This window comes from Pseudomonas sp. PI1, from assembly GCF_000812405.1.
In the GTDB taxonomy this organism is placed as follows: Bacteria; Pseudomonadota; Gammaproteobacteria; order Pseudomonadales; family Pseudomonadaceae; genus Pseudomonas; species Pseudomonas citronellolis.
This window is the reverse complement of the sequence record NZ_JWMC01000087.1, coordinates 16,665-35,089: the sequence shown is the minus strand read 5'-3', so window position 1 is coordinate 35,089 and position 18,425 is coordinate 16,665. Positions and strand designations below refer to the sequence as shown.

At 66.3% G+C, this 18,425-nt stretch carries 17 protein-coding genes and 3 tRNA genes; 12 read left to right on the top strand and 8 right to left on the bottom strand.

Translation table 11 applies throughout. The annotated features are described in order from the left end of the window. Positions 1-481 precede the first annotated feature (481 nt). On the top strand, positions 482-1,114 hold the full coding sequence (locus RN02_RS26345) for a CatB-related O-acetyltransferase (RefSeq protein ID WP_082033896.1): 633 nt from the start codon (positions 482-484) through the stop codon (positions 1,112-1,114). Between the two features lie 363 nt (positions 1,115-1,477). Here RN02_RS26345 and RN02_RS26340 read toward each other — a convergent pair. The 3 genes from RN02_RS26340 to RN02_RS26330 all read right to left on the bottom strand — a co-directional run bounded on the left by RN02_RS26340 (position 1,478) and on the right by RN02_RS26330 (position 1,721). Further along, positions 1,478-1,553: transfer RNA gene (locus RN02_RS26340), tRNA-Lys, on the bottom strand. A 6-nt stretch (positions 1,554-1,559) separates the two neighbouring features. Then, positions 1,560-1,636, bottom strand: a tRNA-Pro gene (locus RN02_RS26335). A gap of 9 nt (positions 1,637-1,645) precedes the next feature. Next, positions 1,646-1,721: transfer RNA gene (locus RN02_RS26330), tRNA-Asn, on the bottom strand. Between the two features lie 209 nt (positions 1,722-1,930). Here RN02_RS26330 and RN02_RS26325 point away from each other — a divergent pair. Next, positions 1,931-4,276 carry a DUF1631 domain-containing protein gene (locus RN02_RS26325; protein WP_043318051.1) on the top strand — a complete coding sequence of 782 codons (2,346 nt, stop codon included), beginning with the start codon at positions 1,931-1,933 and terminating at the stop codon, positions 4,274-4,276. A gap of 3 nt (positions 4,277-4,279) precedes the next feature. Beyond that, the gene (locus tag RN02_RS26320) at positions 4,280-4,612 is read left to right on the top strand and encodes a PilZ domain-containing protein (protein ID WP_009617596.1); all 333 of its coding nucleotides are present in this window, start codon (positions 4,280-4,282) and stop codon (positions 4,610-4,612) included. Positions 4,613-5,022: 410 nt separating this feature from the next. Here the strand turns inward: RN02_RS26320 and clpB are convergent, their stop codons facing one another. The 4 genes from clpB to rluD form a co-directional block, all read right to left on the bottom strand. Then, positions 5,023-7,587, bottom strand: coding sequence for an ATP-dependent chaperone ClpB (gene clpB / locus RN02_RS26315; RefSeq protein WP_043318049.1), 2,565 nt, complete (start codon positions 7,585-7,587; stop codon positions 5,023-5,025). A gap of 78 nt (positions 7,588-7,665) precedes the next feature. Beyond that, positions 7,666-7,830 (bottom strand): hypothetical protein, encoded by a 165-nt coding sequence (locus RN02_RS33790; RefSeq protein WP_161796264.1) that lies wholly within the window; start codon positions 7,828-7,830, stop codon positions 7,666-7,668. 97 nt (positions 7,831-7,927) lie between these two features. Then, positions 7,928-8,656 (bottom strand): peptidoglycan editing factor PgeF, encoded by a 729-nt coding sequence (pgeF, locus tag RN02_RS26310; protein ID WP_043318047.1) that lies wholly within the window; start codon positions 8,654-8,656, stop codon positions 7,928-7,930. Then, positions 8,653-9,612, bottom strand: coding sequence for a 23S rRNA pseudouridine(1911/1915/1917) synthase RluD (gene rluD / locus RN02_RS26305; protein ID WP_043318043.1), 960 nt, complete (start codon positions 9,610-9,612; stop codon positions 8,653-8,655). The genes pgeF and rluD overlap by 4 nt, the downstream gene beginning before the upstream one ends. Before the next feature lie 146 nt (positions 9,613-9,758). Here rluD and RN02_RS26300 point away from each other — a divergent pair, with 146 nt between their 5' ends. The 4 genes from RN02_RS26300 to RN02_RS26285 all read left to right on the top strand — a co-directional run bounded on the left by RN02_RS26300 (position 9,759) and on the right by RN02_RS26285 (position 14,072). Beyond that, complete coding sequence (locus tag RN02_RS26300) at positions 9,759-10,772, top strand: outer membrane protein assembly factor BamD (protein WP_009617585.1); 1,014 nt, start codon at positions 9,759-9,761, stop codon at positions 10,770-10,772. Positions 10,773-10,910: 138 nt separating this feature from the next. After that, the gene (locus tag RN02_RS26295) at positions 10,911-11,141 is read left to right on the top strand and encodes a PP0621 family protein (protein WP_043318040.1); all 231 of its coding nucleotides are present in this window, start codon (positions 10,911-10,913) and stop codon (positions 11,139-11,141) included. Next, complete coding sequence (locus tag RN02_RS26290) at positions 11,134-12,723, top strand: sensor histidine kinase (RefSeq protein WP_043273654.1); 1,590 nt, start codon at positions 11,134-11,136, stop codon at positions 12,721-12,723. Before RN02_RS26295 ends, RN02_RS26290 begins: the two co-directional genes overlap by 8 nt. A gap of 11 nt (positions 12,724-12,734) precedes the next feature. Then, positions 12,735-14,072 carry a sigma-54-dependent transcriptional regulator gene (locus RN02_RS26285; protein ID WP_009617580.1) on the top strand — a complete coding sequence of 446 codons (1,338 nt, stop codon included), beginning with the start codon at positions 12,735-12,737 and terminating at the stop codon, positions 14,070-14,072. A gap of 44 nt (positions 14,073-14,116) precedes the next feature. Here RN02_RS26285 and thiO read toward each other — a convergent pair whose 3' ends face one another. Further along, positions 14,117-15,226 carry a glycine oxidase ThiO gene (gene thiO, locus RN02_RS26280; RefSeq protein WP_043318038.1) on the bottom strand — a complete coding sequence of 370 codons (1,110 nt, stop codon included), beginning with the start codon at positions 15,224-15,226 and terminating at the stop codon, positions 14,117-14,119. 178 nt (positions 15,227-15,404) lie between these two features. Here thiO and RN02_RS26275 point away from each other — a divergent pair, with 178 nt between their 5' ends. The 5 genes from RN02_RS26275 to RN02_RS26255 all read left to right on the top strand — a co-directional run bounded on the left by RN02_RS26275 (position 15,405) and on the right by RN02_RS26255 (position 18,418). Continuing rightward, positions 15,405-15,917, top strand: a complete 513-nt coding sequence (locus RN02_RS26275) for a GspH/FimT family protein (RefSeq protein ID WP_009617575.1) — start codon at positions 15,405-15,407, stop codon at positions 15,915-15,917. 149 nt (positions 15,918-16,066) lie between these two features. Further along, a complete protein-coding gene (locus RN02_RS34380) occupies positions 16,067-16,546 on the top strand; it encodes a GspH/FimT family pseudopilin (RefSeq protein ID WP_043273648.1) in 480 nt (159 codons plus the stop codon). Next, positions 16,543-17,097, top strand: coding sequence for a type IV pilus modification protein PilV (gene pilV, locus RN02_RS26265; RefSeq protein WP_043273646.1), 555 nt, complete (start codon positions 16,543-16,545; stop codon positions 17,095-17,097). Before RN02_RS34380 ends, pilV begins: the two co-directional genes overlap by 4 nt. Before the next feature lie 11 nt (positions 17,098-17,108). Continuing rightward, positions 17,109-17,888 carry a prepilin-type N-terminal cleavage/methylation domain-containing protein gene (locus RN02_RS26260; protein ID WP_043318036.1) on the top strand — a complete coding sequence of 260 codons (780 nt, stop codon included), beginning with the start codon at positions 17,109-17,111 and terminating at the stop codon, positions 17,886-17,888. After that, a complete protein-coding gene (locus tag RN02_RS26255; RefSeq protein ID WP_043318034.1) occupies positions 17,885-18,418 on the top strand; it encodes a pilus assembly PilX family protein in 534 nt (177 codons plus the stop codon). Before RN02_RS26260 ends, RN02_RS26255 begins: the two co-directional genes overlap by 4 nt. The last annotated feature ends 7 nt before the right edge of the window (positions 18,419-18,425 follow it).

The window sequence follows — 18,425 nt, the reverse complement described above, 5'->3', positions numbered from 1 at the left end:
CGAAAGCCCTCGCCAGGAGGCCTGAATGCCACGGCTGGCGCGGCATCCAGCCGCATCGGAAGGAGCCTTGGCGAGGTGCCTTAGAACAACCTCGCAAGGCTGGAAATGATCTCGATCAAGAGAGCCGAAAAAGCTGTCGCAAACGCCCTGCGCAGAGTGCGACACATCGCCGCAGCAAGCGATTCGGGCGGGAAAAGCGTTTCAGATTCTAACGGCGTGGCCGTTTTTGACTGGGCAAAATCCGGCCGGATATGACTGATTTTGCGATGAGTACAAACGGCGAAAAACATTAGCTCGGCGAAGCACTGCTTGGCTTCATACCCGCCCGATCAGGATCGACTGAACCCCGACCGGAAGATAGCGCATTCGAAATGCCTGCGACCTAGCCCCGAAGCCTCGGCATCCGGGCTCATGTATCATTCGCCTTACATACAGTTGCCTGCCGTGCAGGCGCCCTCGAACACAGCCCAAGCGGTGCACCGTGCTCAAGCAGTTCCTGAAATTCCGCAAGCGCGCAGAGCGGCGCCAGATCCGCGAACTCCCGAAGCTCCACCGGGAAACCCAGCGCCTGAAGAATCGCTACCCGAACTACAGTTTCGGGCCGGGCACCTACGGCGAGCCGGAGGTATACGACTGGAACGAAGGCTCGACGCTCAGCGTCGGCGCCTACACCTCGATTGCCGCCGGCGTCGAGATCTACCTCGGCGGCCACCATCGCACGGACTGGATCAGTTGCTTCCCCTTCCCCGCCAAGGTCGAGGAAGCCGCCCATGTCACCGGATACGGCGGCACCAACGGCGACGTGGTCATCGGCAACGACTGCTGGATCTGCTCCAACGTCATGATCCTCTCGGGCGTGACCATCGGCGACGGCGCCGTGGTGGCAGCGGGCGCGGTGGTAACCAAGGACGTGCCGCCCTATGCGGTGATCGGCGGCAACCCCGCGCGCTTCATCCGCTGGCGCTTCGAAGAAGCGGAGCGCGAACTGTTGCTGGCATCCGCCTGGTGGACCTGGCCCGAGGAAGAACTGCGGCGCATCTCACCGCTGCTCTGCTCCAGCGACTTCGCGGCCTTCCGCCGGTACGTCGAAAGCCGCGCAGTGCTTCACCCGTAGCGTAGGTGCTTTAGATTGACTCCGCCCCTCTCCCCAGCCCTCGGCTACGCGCCCCGCCCTAAAGGGAGAGGGGGCTAGTCCGTGCCGAGAGGAGGAATGGTTTCAGCTGGAAACCTTCGGCGCTGCCGGCTAACTCAGGAATACCCACGCACTCCGAACGGTCCCCTCTCCCTTCAGGGAGAGGGTTAGGGAGAGGGAGCGGAGTGGAACCAAAGCGCAGATATCACCGGCCGGTTCGCGAGCAAGCTCGCTCCCAAATCCCAGCGCCAGGCACAACCCCAAGCCGAAAAACAAAAAAGCCCGCAATCTCAACGAGACCGCGGGCTTTTCGATTGCCGTTCACCTGGGCGACCGGCTGGAAGATGGTGGGTCGTGTAGGATTCGAACCTACGACCAATTGGTTAAAAGCCAACTGCTCTACCGACTGAGCTAACGACCCTCGATATGGTCGGGGTAGAGAGATTCGAACTCCCGACATCCTGCTCCCAAAGCAGGCGCGCTACCGGACTGCGCTATACCCCGCTTGGAAGTTGGCTCCGCGACCTGGACTCGAACCAGGGACCCAGTGATTAACAGTCACTTGCTCTACCGACTGAGCTATCGCGGAACGACGAGCCTTCCAATCCCTTCTACGTTTCGGCGTTGCCGTTTCCCGTATCAGAGGCGCGCCATTTTACGGGTCTCGAACGGACTGTCAACCCTCTGATCCAAAAAGTTTTTCTTCTTTTTCTTTGCAGGCCGGCAGGCAGATTGCTATATCTGCATAAAACAAGTTGCCCTCGCCTGCAGGCGCTGAGATCACGGACAGGATCGCCCATGAGTTCGAAGGACACCCCGCCGTCTTCCAACGTCGCCAGCCGGGCCATCCAGCCACGCTTCGGCGAGCTGGTACAGGGCTGCCGGCAGTTGGCGATGAACCACCTGGCGGAACTCCTGGCGGCGGTTTTCGCCCAGGTCGACGACACCCTCTTCGAATGCGCCGAGAAGGCCGAGAACAACCAGGTGCAGGCGCTGTTCTTCGACAGCATGCGCGAGATCCGCCGCCAGCGCCCCACCCTCGAGCGCCTCTATCACCAGCGCTTCGCCAAGGGCCTTGGCGACTTCATGCAGGGCACCCTGCCCTCCCGGGCGCACCTGGAGGAGCTGGACGTCGAGCAGTTGTCCCTGGTCGGCAACGAGGAATACGAGGAAACCCTGCTCATCACCAACATGGTGAACCAGGTCAAGGCGCAGTGCGCGCAATCCCTGTTCGCCCTGGACCAGCGCCTGGCCCTGCTCAACAACGGCAGCAAGCTGGCCGAGGACAGCAACCCCTTCGGCCCCCAGGCGATCGCCCAGTGCTTCCGCGAGATGCTCGCGGAAAGCCGCTTCGCCCTGCGCATCAAGACCGTGCTCTATGTCTTGTTCGACCAGCAGGTGATGCGCAACCTGCCACCTCTATATGAACAACTGAACCGACGCCTGACCGAGGCCGGCATCCTGCCCAACCTGCGCTACCGCGCCCAGCAGGGCTCGCGCCCGGCACCACGCCCGAGCGCAGCGGCCCCCGGACAAGCCACGCCAGCGACGCCGGCAGAGACCAGCGGCGGAGGCAGCAACGCCGCGATGCCTCCCGGCGCCCCGGGCTCATCCGCCAGCACCGAAGCGCCGCCGCTGGACTTCAGCGAGCTGCCGCCCTACCCGCCCAGCGACCAGCAGGCCCTCTACGGCGGCCTCAACGCCCTGCTCGCCGAACACCGGCGGCGCGGCCTGGAGAACTTCGGCCATAGCGACAGCATCGCCCGCCTGACGCCACGCGGGGCGACCCGCACCTACAGCGCCGGGGAACTGCTCGACGCGCTCAATCGCCTGCAGCGTATCTCCGCCCAGGACCTCGCCCGGCGCATCCGCCAGCCCCAGGCGGTCCAGCAGTTCAAGGAAGACCTGCACCAGCAACTGGAAGCCGGCAGCGACCGCCCCGGGCAGAACAAGCTGACCGACCAGGAAGCCGACGTCATCGACCTGGTCGGCATGGTCTTCGACTTCATCCTCGACGACGAAAGCCTGCCGGACAGCTGCAAGACCACCCTCTCCCACCTGCACACGCCCTTCCTCAAGGTGGCCCTGCAGGACAAGGCGCTGTTCACCCAGCACCACCACCCGGCCCGCCGCCTGCTCAACGCCATGGCCCAGGCCGGTTCGCTGTACGGCGGCGACGGCGAGGAGCGCGGGCTGCTGGCGAAGATGCACTGGGTGGTCGAGCGGGTGATCCAGGACTTCGCCGGCGACCTGCGCCTGTTCGACGAGCTGCTCGGCGACTTCAACGAATACATCGGCAACATCCGCCAGAAGGCCGAACTGCGCGAACGCCGCGCCACCGAGGCGGCCCGCGGCCGCGACCGCCTGCTGGGCGCGCGCGAACAGGCGATCGAGGTCATCCGCAAGGCCTGCGCCGAACGCGAGCTGCCGCAGCTGGTGCGCAACTTCCTCGACCTCAGCTGGGCCGACGCCCTGACCTTCATCCTCCTGCGCAACGGCGAGGACAGCGACGAATGGCGCCGCGCCTGCGAGATCGCCGAGCAACTGGCCTGGAGCGTCACACCGCAGGACAGCACCGGCCGTGCGCGCCTGCAAGCCATGCGCCCGGCGCTGCTGGAAGACCTGCGCAAGGGCCTGGAAGTGCTCGGCGGCTACCACGAGGAAGGCATCCGCCGCCTGCTGCAGGACCTGGTCGCCTGCCAGCACGCGATCCAGGCGCAGCAGCCGGAAATCGCCGCCAGGCTGCACCCCGAACTGCCGGAAAGCCCGCTGGGGGCGATGCTCGACGGCGAAAGCGTGGCCGAGCGGCAGACCGAGGAAAGCCTGTCCATCCGCGCCCGGGCGATCATGGAGGAACTGCGCCGCATCGAATTCGGCACCTGGTTCGAGTTCACCGACAGCACGCCGCCACGGCGCCTGAAGCTGTCCTGGTTCAGCCCCACCACGCGCAACTATATGTTCGTCGATCACCTGGGGCAGCGCGTCGCCGTCAAACCCATCGGCCAGTTGGCGCTGGAGATGGAACAGGGCAAGGTGCGCCTGGCCGGAGCCGGGGCCCAGCCCCTGGTCGACCGCGCGCTCGGCGCCATCTACCGCATGCTGCAGCGCTTTGCCGGGCGCCCCAACAGCCCATCCGAGGAGTAAGCGATGGACGAACGCCGCCAGCACAACCGGCACAGCACGGACCTGAAGGTCGAGGTCTTCGACCGCCACACCGGACGCAGCCTCGGCCGCCTGGCCGACCTGTCCGTCGAAGGCTTCATGCTCTGCGGCGTCGACGTGCCGGCAGCGGATTCGGTGCTGGAATGCCGCCTGGTGCCCCTGCCGCCGCTGCACGAGGTGGGCGAGATCACCCTGGGCGCCGACTGCCTGTGGAGCCGCAAGGGCACCGACGGGCAGCTGGGCTGGGCAGGCTTCCACATCATCGACCTGGCGGACGACCAGGCGAAGGCGCTGGAGGAGTTGATAGCGCATCTTTGAGGGGGCTTCGCGCTACGCGAACCATCCTCCGATATCCCATCATTTGCCGCGTTCCTCGTAGGAGCGAGCTTGCTCGCGAATGGTGTTCTGCCGGAAGGAGTTGGCAGGATTCCAAAGAACGCCCTCTCCCTAACCCTCTCCCTGAAGGGAGAGGGGACCGTTGGGCAGACGCTGATGTTCTGGAATCAGCTGGCTAGCACAGAGATTGCCGGCTGAAACCACGCCATTTCTCGGCACGGACAAGCCCCCTCTCCCTTCAGGGAGAGGGCTGGGGAGAGGGAGCGGAGCCACTCCAAGGCACCTGTGCTGCCGGTAAGCACCATTCGCGAGCAAGCTCGCTCCTACAAAAGCAAAAAGCAAAAAAAGAAAAAGCCCCGCAATGCGGGGCTTTCTATCTATAGGCACCAAGATCAGGCAAACACGATCTCGTCGCCCTCCACCTTGGCATGAATCTTCGCCCCCGGAAGGAACTTGCCGGCCAGGATCAGTTGCGCCAGCGGGTTCTCGATCCAGCGCTGGATCGCCCGCTTCAGCGGACGCGCGCCGTACACCGGGTCGAAGCCGACGGCGATCAGCTTGTCCATCGCCTCCGTGCTCAGCTCCAGGCTCAGCTCGCGTTCGGCCAGGCGCTTGCGCAGGCGGCCCATCTGGATTTCGGCGATGCCGGCGATCTGCTCGCGGGCCAGCGGTTCGAACACCACCACTTCGTCGATCCGGTTGATGAACTCCGGACGGAAGTGCGCGTTCACCGCGTCCATCACCGCCGCGCGCTGGGCCTCCTGGTCGCCGACCAGCTCCTGTATCTGCGCCGAACCGAGGTTGGAGGTCATCACCACCACCGTGTTGCGGAAGTCCACGGTGCGGCCATGGCTGTCGGTCAGGCGGCCGTCTTCCAGCACCTGCAGGAGGATGTTGAAGACGTCCGGGTGGGCTTTCTCCACCTCGTCCAGCAGCACCACCGAGTACGGCTTGCGGCGCACGGCCTCGGTCAGGTAGCCGCCTTCCTCATAGCCGACGTAGCCCGGCGGGGCGCCGATCAGGCGGGCCACCGAGTGCTTTTCCATGAACTCCGACATGTCGATGCGCACCAGCGCCTCTTCGGTGTCGAAGAGGAATTCGGCCAGGGCCTTGCACAGCTCGGTCTTGCCCACCCCGGTCGGGCCGAGGAACAGGAAGGAACCGCTGGGCCGGTTGGGGTCGGCCAGGCCGGCGCGGGAGCGGCGCACGGCGTTGGCCACCGCCACCACCGCCTCGTGCTGGCCGATGACGCGCTTGTGCAGCTCGTCTTCCATGCGCAGCAGCTTCTCGCGCTCGCCTTCGAGCATCTTCGACACCGGGATGCCGGTCCACTTGGACACGACCTCGGCGATTTCCTCGTCGGTCACCTTGTTGCGCAGCAGCTGGTTCTCCGCCTTGCCGTGCTGGTCAACCATCTGCAGGCTGCGCTCAAGGTCCGGGATAACCCCGTACTGCAGCTCGGCCATGCGGTTCAGGTCGCCCTTGCGGCGAGCCAGTTCCAGCTCGGTCTTGGCCTGCTCGATCTTCTGCTGGATCTGCGCCGAGCCTTGCACCTCGGCCTTCTCCGACTTCCAGATCTCTTCCAGGTCGGCGTATTCGCGTTCGAGCTTGGCGATGTCTTCTTCCAGCTTGGCCAGGCGCTTCTTGGTGGCCTCGTCGTCTTCCTTCTTCAGCGCCTCGCGCTCGATCTTCAGTTGGATCAGGCGGCGGTCCAGGCGGTCCAGCTCCTCCGGCTTGGAGTCGATCTCCATGCGGATGCGGCTGGCGGCCTCGTCGATCAGGTCGATGGCCTTGTCCGGCAGCTGGCGGTCGGTGATGTAGCGGTGCGACAGCTTGGCCGCGGCGATGATGGCGCCGTCGGTGATGGTCACCCCGTGGTGCACCTCGTAGCGCTCCTTGAGGCCACGCAGGATGGCGATGGTGTCTTCCTCGCTGGGCTCGTCCACCAGCACCTTCTGGAATCGCCGCTCCAGGGCCGCGTCCTTCTCGATGTACTGGCGGTACTCGTCCAGGGTGGTGGCGCCGACGCAGTGCAGCTCGCCGCGGGCCAGGGCCGGCTTGAGCATGTTGCCGGCGTCCATGGCGCCCTCGGCCTTGCCGGCGCCGACCATGGTGTGCAGTTCGTCGATGAACAGGATGATCCGCCCTTCCTGCTTGGACAGCTCGTTGAGCACCGCCTTCAGGCGCTCTTCGAACTCGCCGCGGAACTTGGCGCCGGCGATCAGCGCGCCCATGTCCAGGGCCAGCAGGCGCTTGTCCTTGAGGCCGTCGGGCACTTCGCCGTTGACGATGCGCTGGGCCAGGCCTTCGACGATGGCGGTCTTGCCCACGCCAGGCTCGCCGATCAGCACCGGGTTGTTCTTGGTGCGCCGCTGCAGGACCTGGATGGTGCGGCGGATCTCGTCGTCACGGCCAATCACCGGGTCGAGCTTGCCGTCCTCGGCGCGCTTGGTCATGTCCACGGTGTACTTGTCCAGGGCCTGGCGCGACTCCTCGGCATTGGGGTCGTTGACCGCCTCGCCGCCGCGCAGGTTGTTCACCGCGTTCTCCAGGGCCTTCTTGCTCACGCCCTGGCCGAGCAGCAGCTTGCCGAGCTTGGCGTTGTCGTCCAGGGCGGCGAGCAGCACCAGCTCGCTGGAGATGAACTGGTCGCCCTTCTGCTGGGCCAGGCGGTCGGCCTGGTTGAGCAGGCGCGCCAGGTCCTGCGAGAGGTTCACGTCGCCGGTGGGATTCTGGATTTTCGGCAGCGCGTCCAGCTCTTTATTCAGGGCAGCGCGCAGGGCCGGGATATCGAAGCCGACCTGCATCAGCAGGGGCTTGATGGAGCCGCCCTGCTGGTCGATCAGGGCGCAAAGCAGGTGCACCGGCTCGATGGCCGGGTGATCGTGGCCAACGGCCAGGGACTGGGCATCGGACAGCGCCAGTTGCAGCTTGCTGGTCAAACGGTCGATTCGCATGGAGTTCGTCCTTCCTTCTAGATAGCGGGTCGGGGCGATACCTGCCCCTGATGAAGAAACAACCCGCCGGGATGCCAGTTAGATAAGGACGATTTTGGCCGCTTCAAGCCAAATCGCCATGACGCCGGTCAGTTCGTGCCGGCGCAAGGCCACCACGGCAGCGGCATCCGAATGCAGGGGAAGGGTGTTGCCGACCGCGCCGAGGCGCTCTTCGTAGGATGGGTTGAGCGAAGCGATACCCATCAAGGCAGCATGGGTTTCGCAGGCTCAACCCATACTGCGGGGCTGCGGAACCTGTTCGCGAGCAAGCTCGCTCCTACGAAGATCGGGACCTACAGAGTCAGGTCAACCAGACCAGGCTGGCCTGGCGCCCGGTGCGCGGGTTGCGGCGGTAGGAATAGAAGCGCTCGGTATCGCTGAAGGTGCACAGCCCTCCGCCGTAGACGGCGGTCACGCCACGCGCGGCCAGGCGGATGCGCGCGAGCTGGTAGATGTCGGCCATGTAGCGGCCGGCATTGACGCTGGGCACGAAGGCCGCCGCGGCCTCGGCGTGATCGGCCATGAAGGCTTCACGGACTTCCGGACCGACCTCGAAGGCCTGCGGGCCGATGGCCGGGCCGAGCCAGACCAGCACCTCGCCAGCCGGCACCGCCAGCCTGTCCAGGGTGGCTTCCAGCACGCCGCCGGCCAGCCCGCGCCAGCCGGCGTGGGCTGCCGCAACACGGGTGCCGGCGCGGTCGCAGAACAGCGCCGGCAGGCAATCGGCGGTGAGCACCGCGCAGGCGATGCCCGGCGTGGCGCTCCAGCTGGCGTCGGCAGTGGCGACGCGGGACGGGTCGGCTTCCACCACCTCGATGCCGTGCACCTGGCTCAGCCAGGCCGGCCGGCAGCCCTGTGCCTGTTCCAGGCGGCGGCGGTTCTCGGCCACCGCGGCCGGCTCGTCGCCGACGTGGTCACCGAGGTTGAAGCTGTCGAACGGCGCCTGGCTCACTCCGCCGGCGCGGGTGCTGACGCAGGCGCGCACGTTGGCCGGCGCCGGCCAGTCGGGGATGAGCCAGGGCGAGGTCATACGAAGGACTCGTTGTCCTGACGCAGCAGGCTGAGCAGCCAGGTGAAGTCGTCGGGCAGCGGCGACTCCCACTTCATGCGCATGCCGGTGGCCGGGTGGTCCAGTTCGAGGAAGCGCGCGTGCAGGGCCTGGCGCGGGAAGTCGCGCAGCGACTCGACCAGCGTCGGGCTGGCCCCCGGCGGAATGCGGAAGCGCCCGCCGTAGACCGGGTCGCCCACCAGCGGGAAGCCGATGTGCGACATATGTACGCGAATCTGGTGGGTGCGGCCGGTCTCCAGCTTCACCCGGGTGTGGGTGTGCGAGCGGAAGCGCTCCAGCACCCGGTAATGGCTGATCGCCTGCTTGCCGGTGGACACCACCGCCATCTTCTGGCGCATCACGCCGTGGCGGCTGATGGGCGCATCGATCTTGCCGCCGGCGACGATCACCCCGACCACGATGGCCTCGTAGATACGGCTCACCGAGCGCGCCTGCAGCTGGGCGACCAGGTTGGTGTGGGCTTCGAGGGTCTTGGCCACCACCATCAGGCCGGTGGTGTCCTTGTCCAGGCGGTGCACGATGCCGGCGCGCGGCACGTTGGCCAGGTGCGGCACGTGGTGCAGCAGGGCGTTGAGCAAGGTGCCGTCCTGGTGCCCGGCGGCCGGGTGGACCACCAGCCCCGCGGGCTTGTCGATCACCAGGATGTGCTCGTCCTCGTAAACGATGTCCAGCTCAATGTCCTGGGCCTTCCACTCGCCCTGGGCCTCCAGCTGCACCTCCAGCGCCAGGCGCGAGCCGGCGTGGACGACGTCCTTCGGGCGCAGCACGGCGCCGTCGACGGTCAGGCGGCCGTCCTTGATCCAGCCGGCCAGGCGCGAGCGGGAGTGTTCGGGGAAGAGTTGTGCGGCGACCTGGTCGAGGCGTTGGCCGCCCAGGTCGAACGGCACTTCTGCCGCCAGTTGGATGAGATCGGACATGATGGGACACAGTAGGCGCGCCACCTTTTGGTGGGCGGCACGCTGTGGTTAAATACGGGGCCTTTGTCCCAGGGGTTCGCCTGGGGCGCCAATCATAACAGACGGATGCGGCCGCGACAGCCGACCGTCCAGGGACGCAAGCCGCCATGCAAGTGAAACACCTGCTGCTGATCGCCACCCTCGTCTTGGTCTCCGCCTGCTCGTCCAAGGGCGACAAGGTCGACGAGAACCTGAGCGAGAGCCAGCTGTACCAGCAGGCGCAGGAAGACCTCGGCAACAACAGCTACACCAACGCCATCAACAAGCTGAAGGCGCTGGAGTCGCGCTACCCGTTCGGCCGCTACGCCGAACAGGCGCAGCTGGAGCTGATCTACGCCAACTACAAGAACGCCGAGCCGGAAGCCGCGCGTTCGGCGGCAGAGCGCTTCATCCGCCTGCACCCGCAGCATCCGAACGTCGACTACGCCTACTACATGAAGGGCCTGGCCTCCTTCGACCAGGACCGCGGCCTGATGGCGCGCTTCCTGCCGCTGGACCTGACCAAGCGCGACCCGGGCGCGGCGCGCGACTCCTTCAACGAGTTCGCCCAGCTCACCAGCCGCTTCCCCAACAGCCGCTACGCCCCGGACGCCAAGGCGCGCATGGTCTACCTGCGCAACCTGCTGGCGGCCTACGAAGTGCACGTCGGCCACTACTACCTCAAGCGCAAGGCCTACGTGGCCGCCGCCAACCGTGGCCGCTACGTGGTGGAGAACTTCCAGGAGACCCCGGCCGTCGGCGATGGCCTGGCGATCATGACCGAGGCCTACCAGCGCCTGGGCCTGAACGACCTGGCCGACAGCAGCCTGCAGACCCTCAAGCTCAACTACCCGGACAACCCCAGCCTGAAGGACGGCCAGTTCGAGCCCCGCGAGGACGACGACAGCAGCCGCTCCTGGCTGGCCAAGGCCACCCTCGGCCTGATCGACTCCAACACCGCGCCGCCGCAGATGGAAACCCAGGCGAGCAAGGACGTGATGCGCCAGTACGAAGACGCGCGCCAGCAGATTCCGCGCGAGCTGCAGCCCGAGCACCAGGACGAGGAAGTCGAGAAGCCCGACACCAGCGGCAAGAAGAGCCACTCCTGGTGGCACTACCTGACCTTCGGCCTGGTCGACTGATCGACCCGCCATGCAGAGGGAGGCTCCGGCCTCCCTTTTTCATGCCCGCGCGAATCTGCCGCACAGTACCGGTCCGCGCGACTTGTACGCCGTGGTGGCTCGGATAAACTGCGGCTCTTCACGAAAAAAGGGAACGCCATGGTCCGCCTGCTGTTCTGGATCCTCCTCATCGCCCTGATCTGGTGGCTGTGGCGCAAGGCTACCCGCCCGCAACGTCCGCCCCAGACGCCGCCGGACGACCCGGCCGAGCCCATGGTCCGCTGCGCCCAGTGCGGCGTGCACGTACCGCGCGCCAACGCGCTGCAGCACGAGCAGCGCTGGTACTGCAGCCAGGCGCACCTGCAGCAGGACAGCCAGCGGCATGGCTAAGGCCATCCCCATCAGCGGCCAGCAGGGGCAGCGCATCCTCCGCCTGTACCACCTGTACCGCCTGAGCATCGGCCTGCTGCTGGTGCTGCTGATTTCCAGCGACCTCGACGACCGCGTGCTCAACGTCGGCCAGTCGGCGCTGTTCCATGCCAGCTGCTGGAGCTACCTGATCGTCAACATCCTGATCGCCGTGCTGATGCCGACGCCGCGCCAGTTGCTGCCGATCTTCCTCCTGGCGCTGTTCGACATCCTCGCGCTGTGCGGCCTGTTCTACGCCGCCGGCGGCGTGCCCAGCGGCATCGGCAACCTGCTGGTGGTGGCGGTGGGCATCGCCAACATCCTGCTGCGCGGGCGCATCGGCCTGCTGATCGCCGCCGTCGCCGCGATCGGCATGATCTACCTGACCTTCTACCTCAGCCTCAGCCAGCCCACGGCGATCAACCACTACGTCCAGGCCGGCAGCCTCGGCGCCCTGAGCTTCGCCGCCGCGCTGCTGCTGCAGGGCCTGGCGCGGCGCCAGCAACTCACCGAGCACCTGGCCGAGGAACGCGCCACCACCGTGGCCAACCTCGAAGAACTCAACGCCCTCATCCTGCAGCGCATGCGCACCGGCATCCTGGTGCTGGACAGCCGGCACCGAGTGCTGCTGGCCAACCAGAGCGCCCTGGGCCTGCTGGCCCAGCCGGAACTGGCCGGCAAGCTCGCCACCGAGCATTGCCCGGAGCTGCTCGACAGCCTGCAGCAGTGGGAGCGCAACCCCTCGCTGCGCCCGCCCAGCCTGCAGGCGCCCGAAGGCGGCCCCATGCTGCAGCCGAGCTTCATCCCGCTGCGCCGCGGCGAGGAGCAGCACACCCTGGTGTTCCTCGAAGACATCTCGCAGATCGCCCAGCAGGCCCAGCAGCTCAAGCTGGCGGCCCTGGGCCGGCTCACCGCCGGCATCGCCCACGAGATCCGCAACCCCCTGGGCGCCATCAGCCACGCCGCGCAGCTGCTGCAGGAATCCGAAACGCTCGACGCCCCCGACCGGCGCCTGACGCAGATCATCCAGGACCAGTCGCGACGCATGAACCTGGTGATCGAGAACGTCCTGCAACTGTCGCGGCGACGCCAGGCCGAGCCGCAACAGCTGGACCTCAGGCAGTGGCTGCAACGCTTCACCGACGAGCAGCGCGAAGGCCTGCGCGGCGACCAGCAGATCCACCTGCAAATGGGCGGCGGCGAGATTCAGACGCGCATGGACCCCAGCCAACTCACCCAGGTGCTGGGTAACCTGGTGCAGAATGGGTTACGGTACAGTGCCCGGCAGAATGGCAGCGGCCAGGTGTGGTTGAACCTGTTCCGCGACCGGGACAGCGACCTGCCGGTGCTGGAGGTGCTCGACGACGGCCCCGGCATCGCCCCGGAGCAGCTGGGCAAGCTGTTCGAACCCTTCTTCACCACCGAGAGCAAGGGCACCGGGCTGGGCCTGTACATTTCCCGCGAGCTGTGCGAAAGCAACCAGGCTCGCATCGACTTCAAGAACCGCGACGAAGGCGGTGGCAGCTTCCGCATCACCTTCGCCCACCCGCGCAAGCAGAGCTGAAAGAAAAGAGCATGAGCCGGCAAAAAGCCCTGATCGTCGACGACGAACCGGATATCCGCGAGCTGCTGGAGATCACCCTCGGCCGCATGAAGCTGGACACCCGCAGCGCCCGCAACGTCAAGGAGGCCAAGGAATACCTGGCCCGCGAGCCCTTCGACCTGTGCCTGACCGACATGCGCCTGCCCGACGGCACCGGCATGGACCTGGTGCAGCACATCCAGCAGCGCCACCCGCAGGTGCCGGTGGCCATGATCACCGCCTTCGGCAGCCTGGACACCGCGGTCAACGCGCTCAAGGCCGGCGCCTTCGACTTCCTCACCAAGCCGGTGGACCTCGGCCGCCTGCGCGAACTGGTGGCCACGGCCCTGCGCCTGCGCTCGCCGGGCGCGGAGGACGCGCCGGTGGACAACCGCCTGCTGGGCGATTCGCCGCCCATGCGGCAGATGCGCAACCAGATCGCCAAGCTGGCGCGCAGCCAGGCGCCGGTCTACATCAGCGGCGAATCCGGCAGCGGCAAGGAGCTGGTGGCCCGGCTGATCCACGAACAGGGCCCGCGCAGCGAAGTGGCCTTCGTCCCGGTGAACTGCGGCGCCATCCCGTCCGAGCTGATGGAAAGCGAATTCTTCGGGCACAAGAAAGGCAGCTTCACCGGCGCCGTGGAAGACAAGCAGGGCCTGTTCCAGGCCGCCAACGGCGGCACCCTGTTCCTCGACGAAGTGGCCGACCTGCCCTTGCCGATGCAGGTGAAACTGCTGCGCGCCATCCAGGAAAAGGCCGTGCGCGCAGTGGGCGGCCAGCAGGAAGTGGCGGTGGACGTGCGCGTGCTCTGCGCCACCCACAAGGACCTGGCCGCGGAAGTCGCCGCCGGCCGCTTCCGCCAGGACCTCTACTACCGCCTGAACGTCATCGAACTGCGCGTGCCGCCGCTGCGCGAGCGCCGCGAGGACATCCCGCTGCTCACCGAGCGCGTGCTCAAGCGCCTGGCCAGCGACAGCGGCCTGGCCGCGGCACAGGTCAGCCCCGAAGCCCTGGAAAAGCTCAAGAGCTACCGTTTCCCGGGCAACGTGCGCGAGCTGGAGAACATGCTCGAGCGCGCCTACACCCTGTGCGAAGACGACGTCATCCAGCCCAACGACCTTCGTTTCGCCGAGGCCACCGGCGGCGGCGAAAGCGGCGAGGCCAGCCTGGCGCAAATCGACAATCTCGAGGATTACCTCGAAGAGATCGAGCGCAAGCTGATCATGCAGGCGCTGGAGGAAACCCGCTGGAACCGCACGGCCGCAGCCCAGCGATTGGGTCTGACGTTCCGTTCGATGCGCTATCGCTTGAAGAAGCTGGGTATCGATTGAGCAAGGGGCATGCCCTTATGCCCTGCCTGTCTTCGCGAACGGGATCACGCCAACGGCGTCGCCACCAACCGCCCTTCCGGCGCATAGGGTTGCGCCTCGATGATCGGCTCGCGCTTCGACATCAGGTCCGCCAGCAACCGGCAGGACGCCGGCGCCAACACCAGGCCGTTGCGGTAGTGCCCGGTGTTCAGCCAAAGCCCTTCGTACCCCGGCACCTGGCCGATGAAGGGAATGCCCTCGGGCGAACCCGGCCGCAGCCCTGCCCAATGCCCCACCGGCGCCTGCCCGGCGAGCGCCGGCAGCAATTCCTCGGCGGAAGCGCGCAGGCTGGCCAGGGCCTCGTCCGTGGGCGTCTTGTCGAAGCCGGCGTGCTCCAGGGTGCTGCCCACCAGGATATGGCCGTCGCGCCGGGGAATGGCGTAGCGCCCCTTGGCCAGCACCATGCTCGACAGGAAATCCGCCACGCACTTGTAGAGAATCATCTGCCCCTTCACCGGCGCGACCGGCAGTTCCAGGCCCAGGCCGGCCAGTAGCTCGCCGCTCCAGGCGCCGGCCGCCAGCACGGTCGCATCGGCCCGCAGCTCGCCGGCGGCGCAGCGCACGCCGCGAATGGCGCCCTGCTCCTGGATGAAACCGCTGACCTCGCAACCCTCAAGCACCTCGACGTTCGGCATGCGCCGCAGCGCCTCGCGCAGCGAACGCGCCAGGCGCGGGTTGCGCACGTTGGCCACGCCCGGCATGTGGACCGCTTTCTGGAAACCGGCCCCCAGCGCGGGGACGGCATCATGGACCGCCGAAATGTCTACCTCCTGCAACGGGCGGTCGTTGGCGCGGGCCCAGGCCAACGCCTCGGCCTGGTCGTCCAGGTCCAGCCAGTAGAGGCCGGTGACGTGCACCTCGGGGTCGACGCCGGTGTCCTCCAGCAGTTGCTGGCCCAGCGCCGGATAGAAGTCCTGCGACCAGTGCGCCAGGTTCGCCACCGCCCGGCTGTAGCGCCAGGGGTAGAGCGGGGAAACGATGCCGCCGCCGGCCCAGGAGGCCTCGCGCCCGGTCTCGCCACGCTCGACCAGAGTCACCCGCAGCCCCTCGCGCCCCAGGGTCCAGGCGCTCAACAGCCCGACAACGCCACCACCGACAAGCAGAACATCCGACATACCGCTGCACCTCGAACCGACAGGAAACCGGACGGTCATCCGGCGCGCCACTATACCAACCCCACCAGAGCGAAGCGCCCTACACCTTCGACGGAATCGACGCACGACATCCAAGGCCCAGATAACGGACCAAAAGAAAGATACTGCGGCAGCAAGGCAAAGCCAGGGACGGCTCCTCATGCCCAAGAATCGCGGATTCAGCCTGCTGGAAGCATTGCTCTCGATTCTCCTGCTCTCGCTGCTCGCCAGCCTGGCCGTACCGGCCTTCGACAACCTGCTCCAGTCAAATCGCGCCCTTGTCGCCCTGCACAGCCTGCATGGCGCCCTGAGCCATGCCCGGCAAACCGCGGTACTGACCGGCCGCCCGGTCAGCGTCGTGGCCCACGAAGGCGATTGGGCCAAAGGCTGGGCGCTGTTCCACGACGACAACAACGACGGCCAGCAGCAATCCGGCGAACCCCGGCTGCGCCTCCACCCGCCCCTGGAAGGCGTGCAGATATACCCGGACGAAACCTCCCGCAGCTACATCCACTACCGCCCCCAGGGCCAGGCCATCCGCCCCAACGGCGCCTTCCACGCCGGCCATTTCCGGATATGTGCCCAACACGCCACAGCCCACCGGATCGTGATCAACCGCAGCGGCCGCATCCGCCACGAAAGCGCCCCCAGCGCCAGCCTCTGCCCACGCTGACCAGCGCACAGCCGCTCTGCGACCGAGGTCACAGAAGACCAGCGGACATGACCGGACATCGCGCGTTTTGTATCGGCCATCCAACAAAAAGGGACATTTCCCACACAAATTGGCAGCATTTCCTTCAAGGCAAATAGGAGGAATGCGCCATGTCGCGCCCCCAGAAAATGGCGGGGTTCACATTGGTCGAGCTGATGATCGTCGTAGCGCTGCTGGTGATATTCGCCACCATCGCGCTACCCAGTTTCAGCTACCTGATCAAGACCAACCGGACTCAGAGCGCCGCCAGCGAACTCGCCTCCCTGCTGCAATACGCCCGCGCCGAGGCGGTGACGCGCAATGTCGATATCACTGCAGCAGCCAGCAGCGGAGCCTGGACAGTCAGCCAGGGCAATACCGTCCTTCGCCAACTGGATAGCCAGCAAAGCACCCTCAGCATCCTGCCGGCCACTGCCTCGGTGACCTTCTATCCGAACGGCACCGCCTCCGCCAATACCAACATCTACATCTGCAACGACGGTGATGCCGCCACCGGCTATCAATTGACCGTCAGCGTGGCCGGACAGGTGAGACTGTGGCCTCGCGGCACGTCGGACGCAGGTGAAGCACTCGGGAGTTGCGGATCATGAATGACGTTCGCAGGCAATCCTCCGGCTTCAGCCTGATCGAGGTGCTGGTCGCCCTGCTGCTGATCTGCATCGGGGTGCTGGGCATGGTCGCCATGCAAGGACGCACGGTGCAGTACACCCAGGACTCCGTGCAACGCAGCACCGCCGCCATGCTGGCCAACGAGATGCTGGAGACCATGCGCAGCAACCGCGACCAGGTCTATACCGCCAGCGGCAACCTCAACCCGAACTCGGCGTATTTCACCGGTAGCGACGGCTACCCGGAGGCGCCCGAGGAGGGAAGCTGCCAGCCGCTCCCCGCCAACGCCAACCCCGCCGAGCAGCTCAACTGCTGGCTGACTCGCGTGCAGGAGACACTGCCCGGCGCCAGCGGTCTGGCAGCCGAGGTGCACGTCTGCCGCGCGGGGAGCAGCGCCGGCACTTGTGGCAGTGCGGGCCGCGCCATCGAAATCCAGGTGGCCTGGCGGGTGAAGAGCGGCGAGTGCATGGATGCGGCGGACAGCGGCGACGACAAGACCATCTGCCGCTATCGGGTAAGAGCGGAAATCTGAGGCGGACCAGCATGCAGAAGCGCCAGCAAGGCCTGTCCCTGATCGAGCTGATGGTCGCCCTGACCGTCAGCAGTTTCCTGATCATCGGGATAGTGCAGATCTTCATCGACAACAAGAACACCTTCGTCTTCCAGCAGGCCCAGACGGAGAACCAGGAAAACAGCCGCTACACCTTCCTGCTGCTCGACCAGGAACTGAGCAAGACCGGCTACCGGCGCCAGCCCGACCGTGGGTTCGATACCAGTTTCCCGGCGGCAGACTCAAGCAGCGGAGCCCCGGAGGGATGCGCATTCGCCAAGGGTCAGACTGTCACGCTGGCCAGCGACAGCGGCATCTGCATCCGCTATGAACCCCGCGACCCCGACGAGCGCAACTGCCTGGGGGCGAAGCCCGCCGACGGAACCGTTCCCGACGAGCCCTACACCACCAGCACGCTGACCGTGATGGAAAAGTTCTTCATCGAAGACAACGAACTCAAGTGTGCAGCGGGTGAAGATGAGCCAGGGACCATCCTAAGAGGCGTCGCCGACATTCAGTTCGAGTACGGCGTCGGTCCGCAGACCGATGAACGCCAGGTCAACACCTACACGACCTCCCCGGGCACCCTGCCGATCCGGGCCGTGCGCTATGCCGCCCTGATGGTGAGTTCGGTCAATGCCCGCCAGGGCATGGATAGCGCCACCCTGACGCAATGGAAGGCCCGCTATCCCGACTCCGGCATCGGCACCGACAGCGGGCAGCTCTACCAGATCGCCCAAGGCTCGATCACCCTCAGGAACCTCATGCCATGAATGCATCCCGCCATTCGCAGCAGGGCGCGATCCTGTTCGTCTCGCTGATCATCCTGCTGGTCATCTCCGTGCTGGCCATCTCCAGCGTCCGCCAGTCGGCGCTGGAAGCCCGTATCACCGGCAGCGTGGCCGAGGAGAAGCGCCTGTTCAACGGCGCCGAATCGGCGCTACGCAACACCGAGGAGAGCCTCAGCGAGTCGCTGCTGCCGCCCGACCGCTGCCCGGCGGACGCCACCACCGATGACCTGCCCTGTATCTGGAACAAGACCGCCAACGATTATGCCCAGGACTTCTCCGACGCCATGGGCTACACCGGCACGGGCGTTACGCCCTCCACGCAGACCACCACTGTCAGTCGCTACATGATCGCCGCCCCAAGCGGCAACGTCGGCGGCCAGTCGATCAACCCCGAGTACGGCTCGATGATGCTGGGCAACGGCACCTTCTTCTATGAAGTGAACAGCCGCGCCTCCAGCAACAACCGCACGGCCCCACTGCGCTCCGTGGTGGCCCGGGTATACAACAACTGACTCCCAG

Excerpts from the sequence above, each read along its gene's own strand:
- RN02_RS26325 (WP_043318051.1), top strand. The coding sequence starts at position 1,931 with ATGAGTTCGAAGGACACCCCGCCGTCTTCCAACGTCGCCAGCCGGGCC.
- RN02_RS26320 (WP_009617596.1), top strand. The coding sequence starts at position 4,280 with ATGGACGAACGCCGCCAGCACAACCGGCACAGCACGGACCTGAAGGTC.
- clpB (WP_043318049.1), bottom strand. The coding sequence starts at position 7,587 with ATGCGAATCGACCGTTTGACCAGCAAGCTGCAACTGGCGCTGTCCGAT.
- RN02_RS33790 (WP_161796264.1), bottom strand. The coding sequence starts at position 7,830 with ATGGGTATCGCTTCGCTCAACCCATCCTACGAAGAGCGCCTCGGCGCG.
- pgeF (WP_043318047.1), bottom strand. The coding sequence starts at position 8,656 with ATGACCTCGCCCTGGCTCATCCCCGACTGGCCGGCGCCGGCCAACGTG.
- rluD (WP_043318043.1), bottom strand. The coding sequence starts at position 9,612 with ATGTCCGATCTCATCCAACTGGCGGCAGAAGTGCCGTTCGACCTGGGC.
- RN02_RS26300 (WP_009617585.1), top strand. The coding sequence starts at position 9,759 with ATGCAAGTGAAACACCTGCTGCTGATCGCCACCCTCGTCTTGGTCTCC.
- RN02_RS26295 (WP_043318040.1), top strand. The coding sequence starts at position 10,911 with ATGGTCCGCCTGCTGTTCTGGATCCTCCTCATCGCCCTGATCTGGTGG.
- RN02_RS26290 (WP_043273654.1), top strand. The coding sequence starts at position 11,134 with ATGGCTAAGGCCATCCCCATCAGCGGCCAGCAGGGGCAGCGCATCCTC.
- RN02_RS26285 (WP_009617580.1), top strand. The coding sequence starts at position 12,735 with ATGAGCCGGCAAAAAGCCCTGATCGTCGACGACGAACCGGATATCCGC.
- thiO (WP_043318038.1), bottom strand. The coding sequence starts at position 15,226 with ATGTCGGATGTTCTGCTTGTCGGTGGTGGCGTTGTCGGGCTGTTGAGC.
- RN02_RS26275 (WP_009617575.1), top strand. The coding sequence starts at position 15,405 with ATGCCCAAGAATCGCGGATTCAGCCTGCTGGAAGCATTGCTCTCGATT.
- RN02_RS34380 (WP_043273648.1), top strand. The coding sequence starts at position 16,067 with ATGTCGCGCCCCCAGAAAATGGCGGGGTTCACATTGGTCGAGCTGATG.
- pilV (WP_043273646.1), top strand. The coding sequence starts at position 16,543 with ATGAATGACGTTCGCAGGCAATCCTCCGGCTTCAGCCTGATCGAGGTG.
- RN02_RS26260 (WP_043318036.1), top strand. The coding sequence starts at position 17,109 with ATGCAGAAGCGCCAGCAAGGCCTGTCCCTGATCGAGCTGATGGTCGCC.
- RN02_RS26255 (WP_043318034.1), top strand. The coding sequence starts at position 17,885 with ATGAATGCATCCCGCCATTCGCAGCAGGGCGCGATCCTGTTCGTCTCG.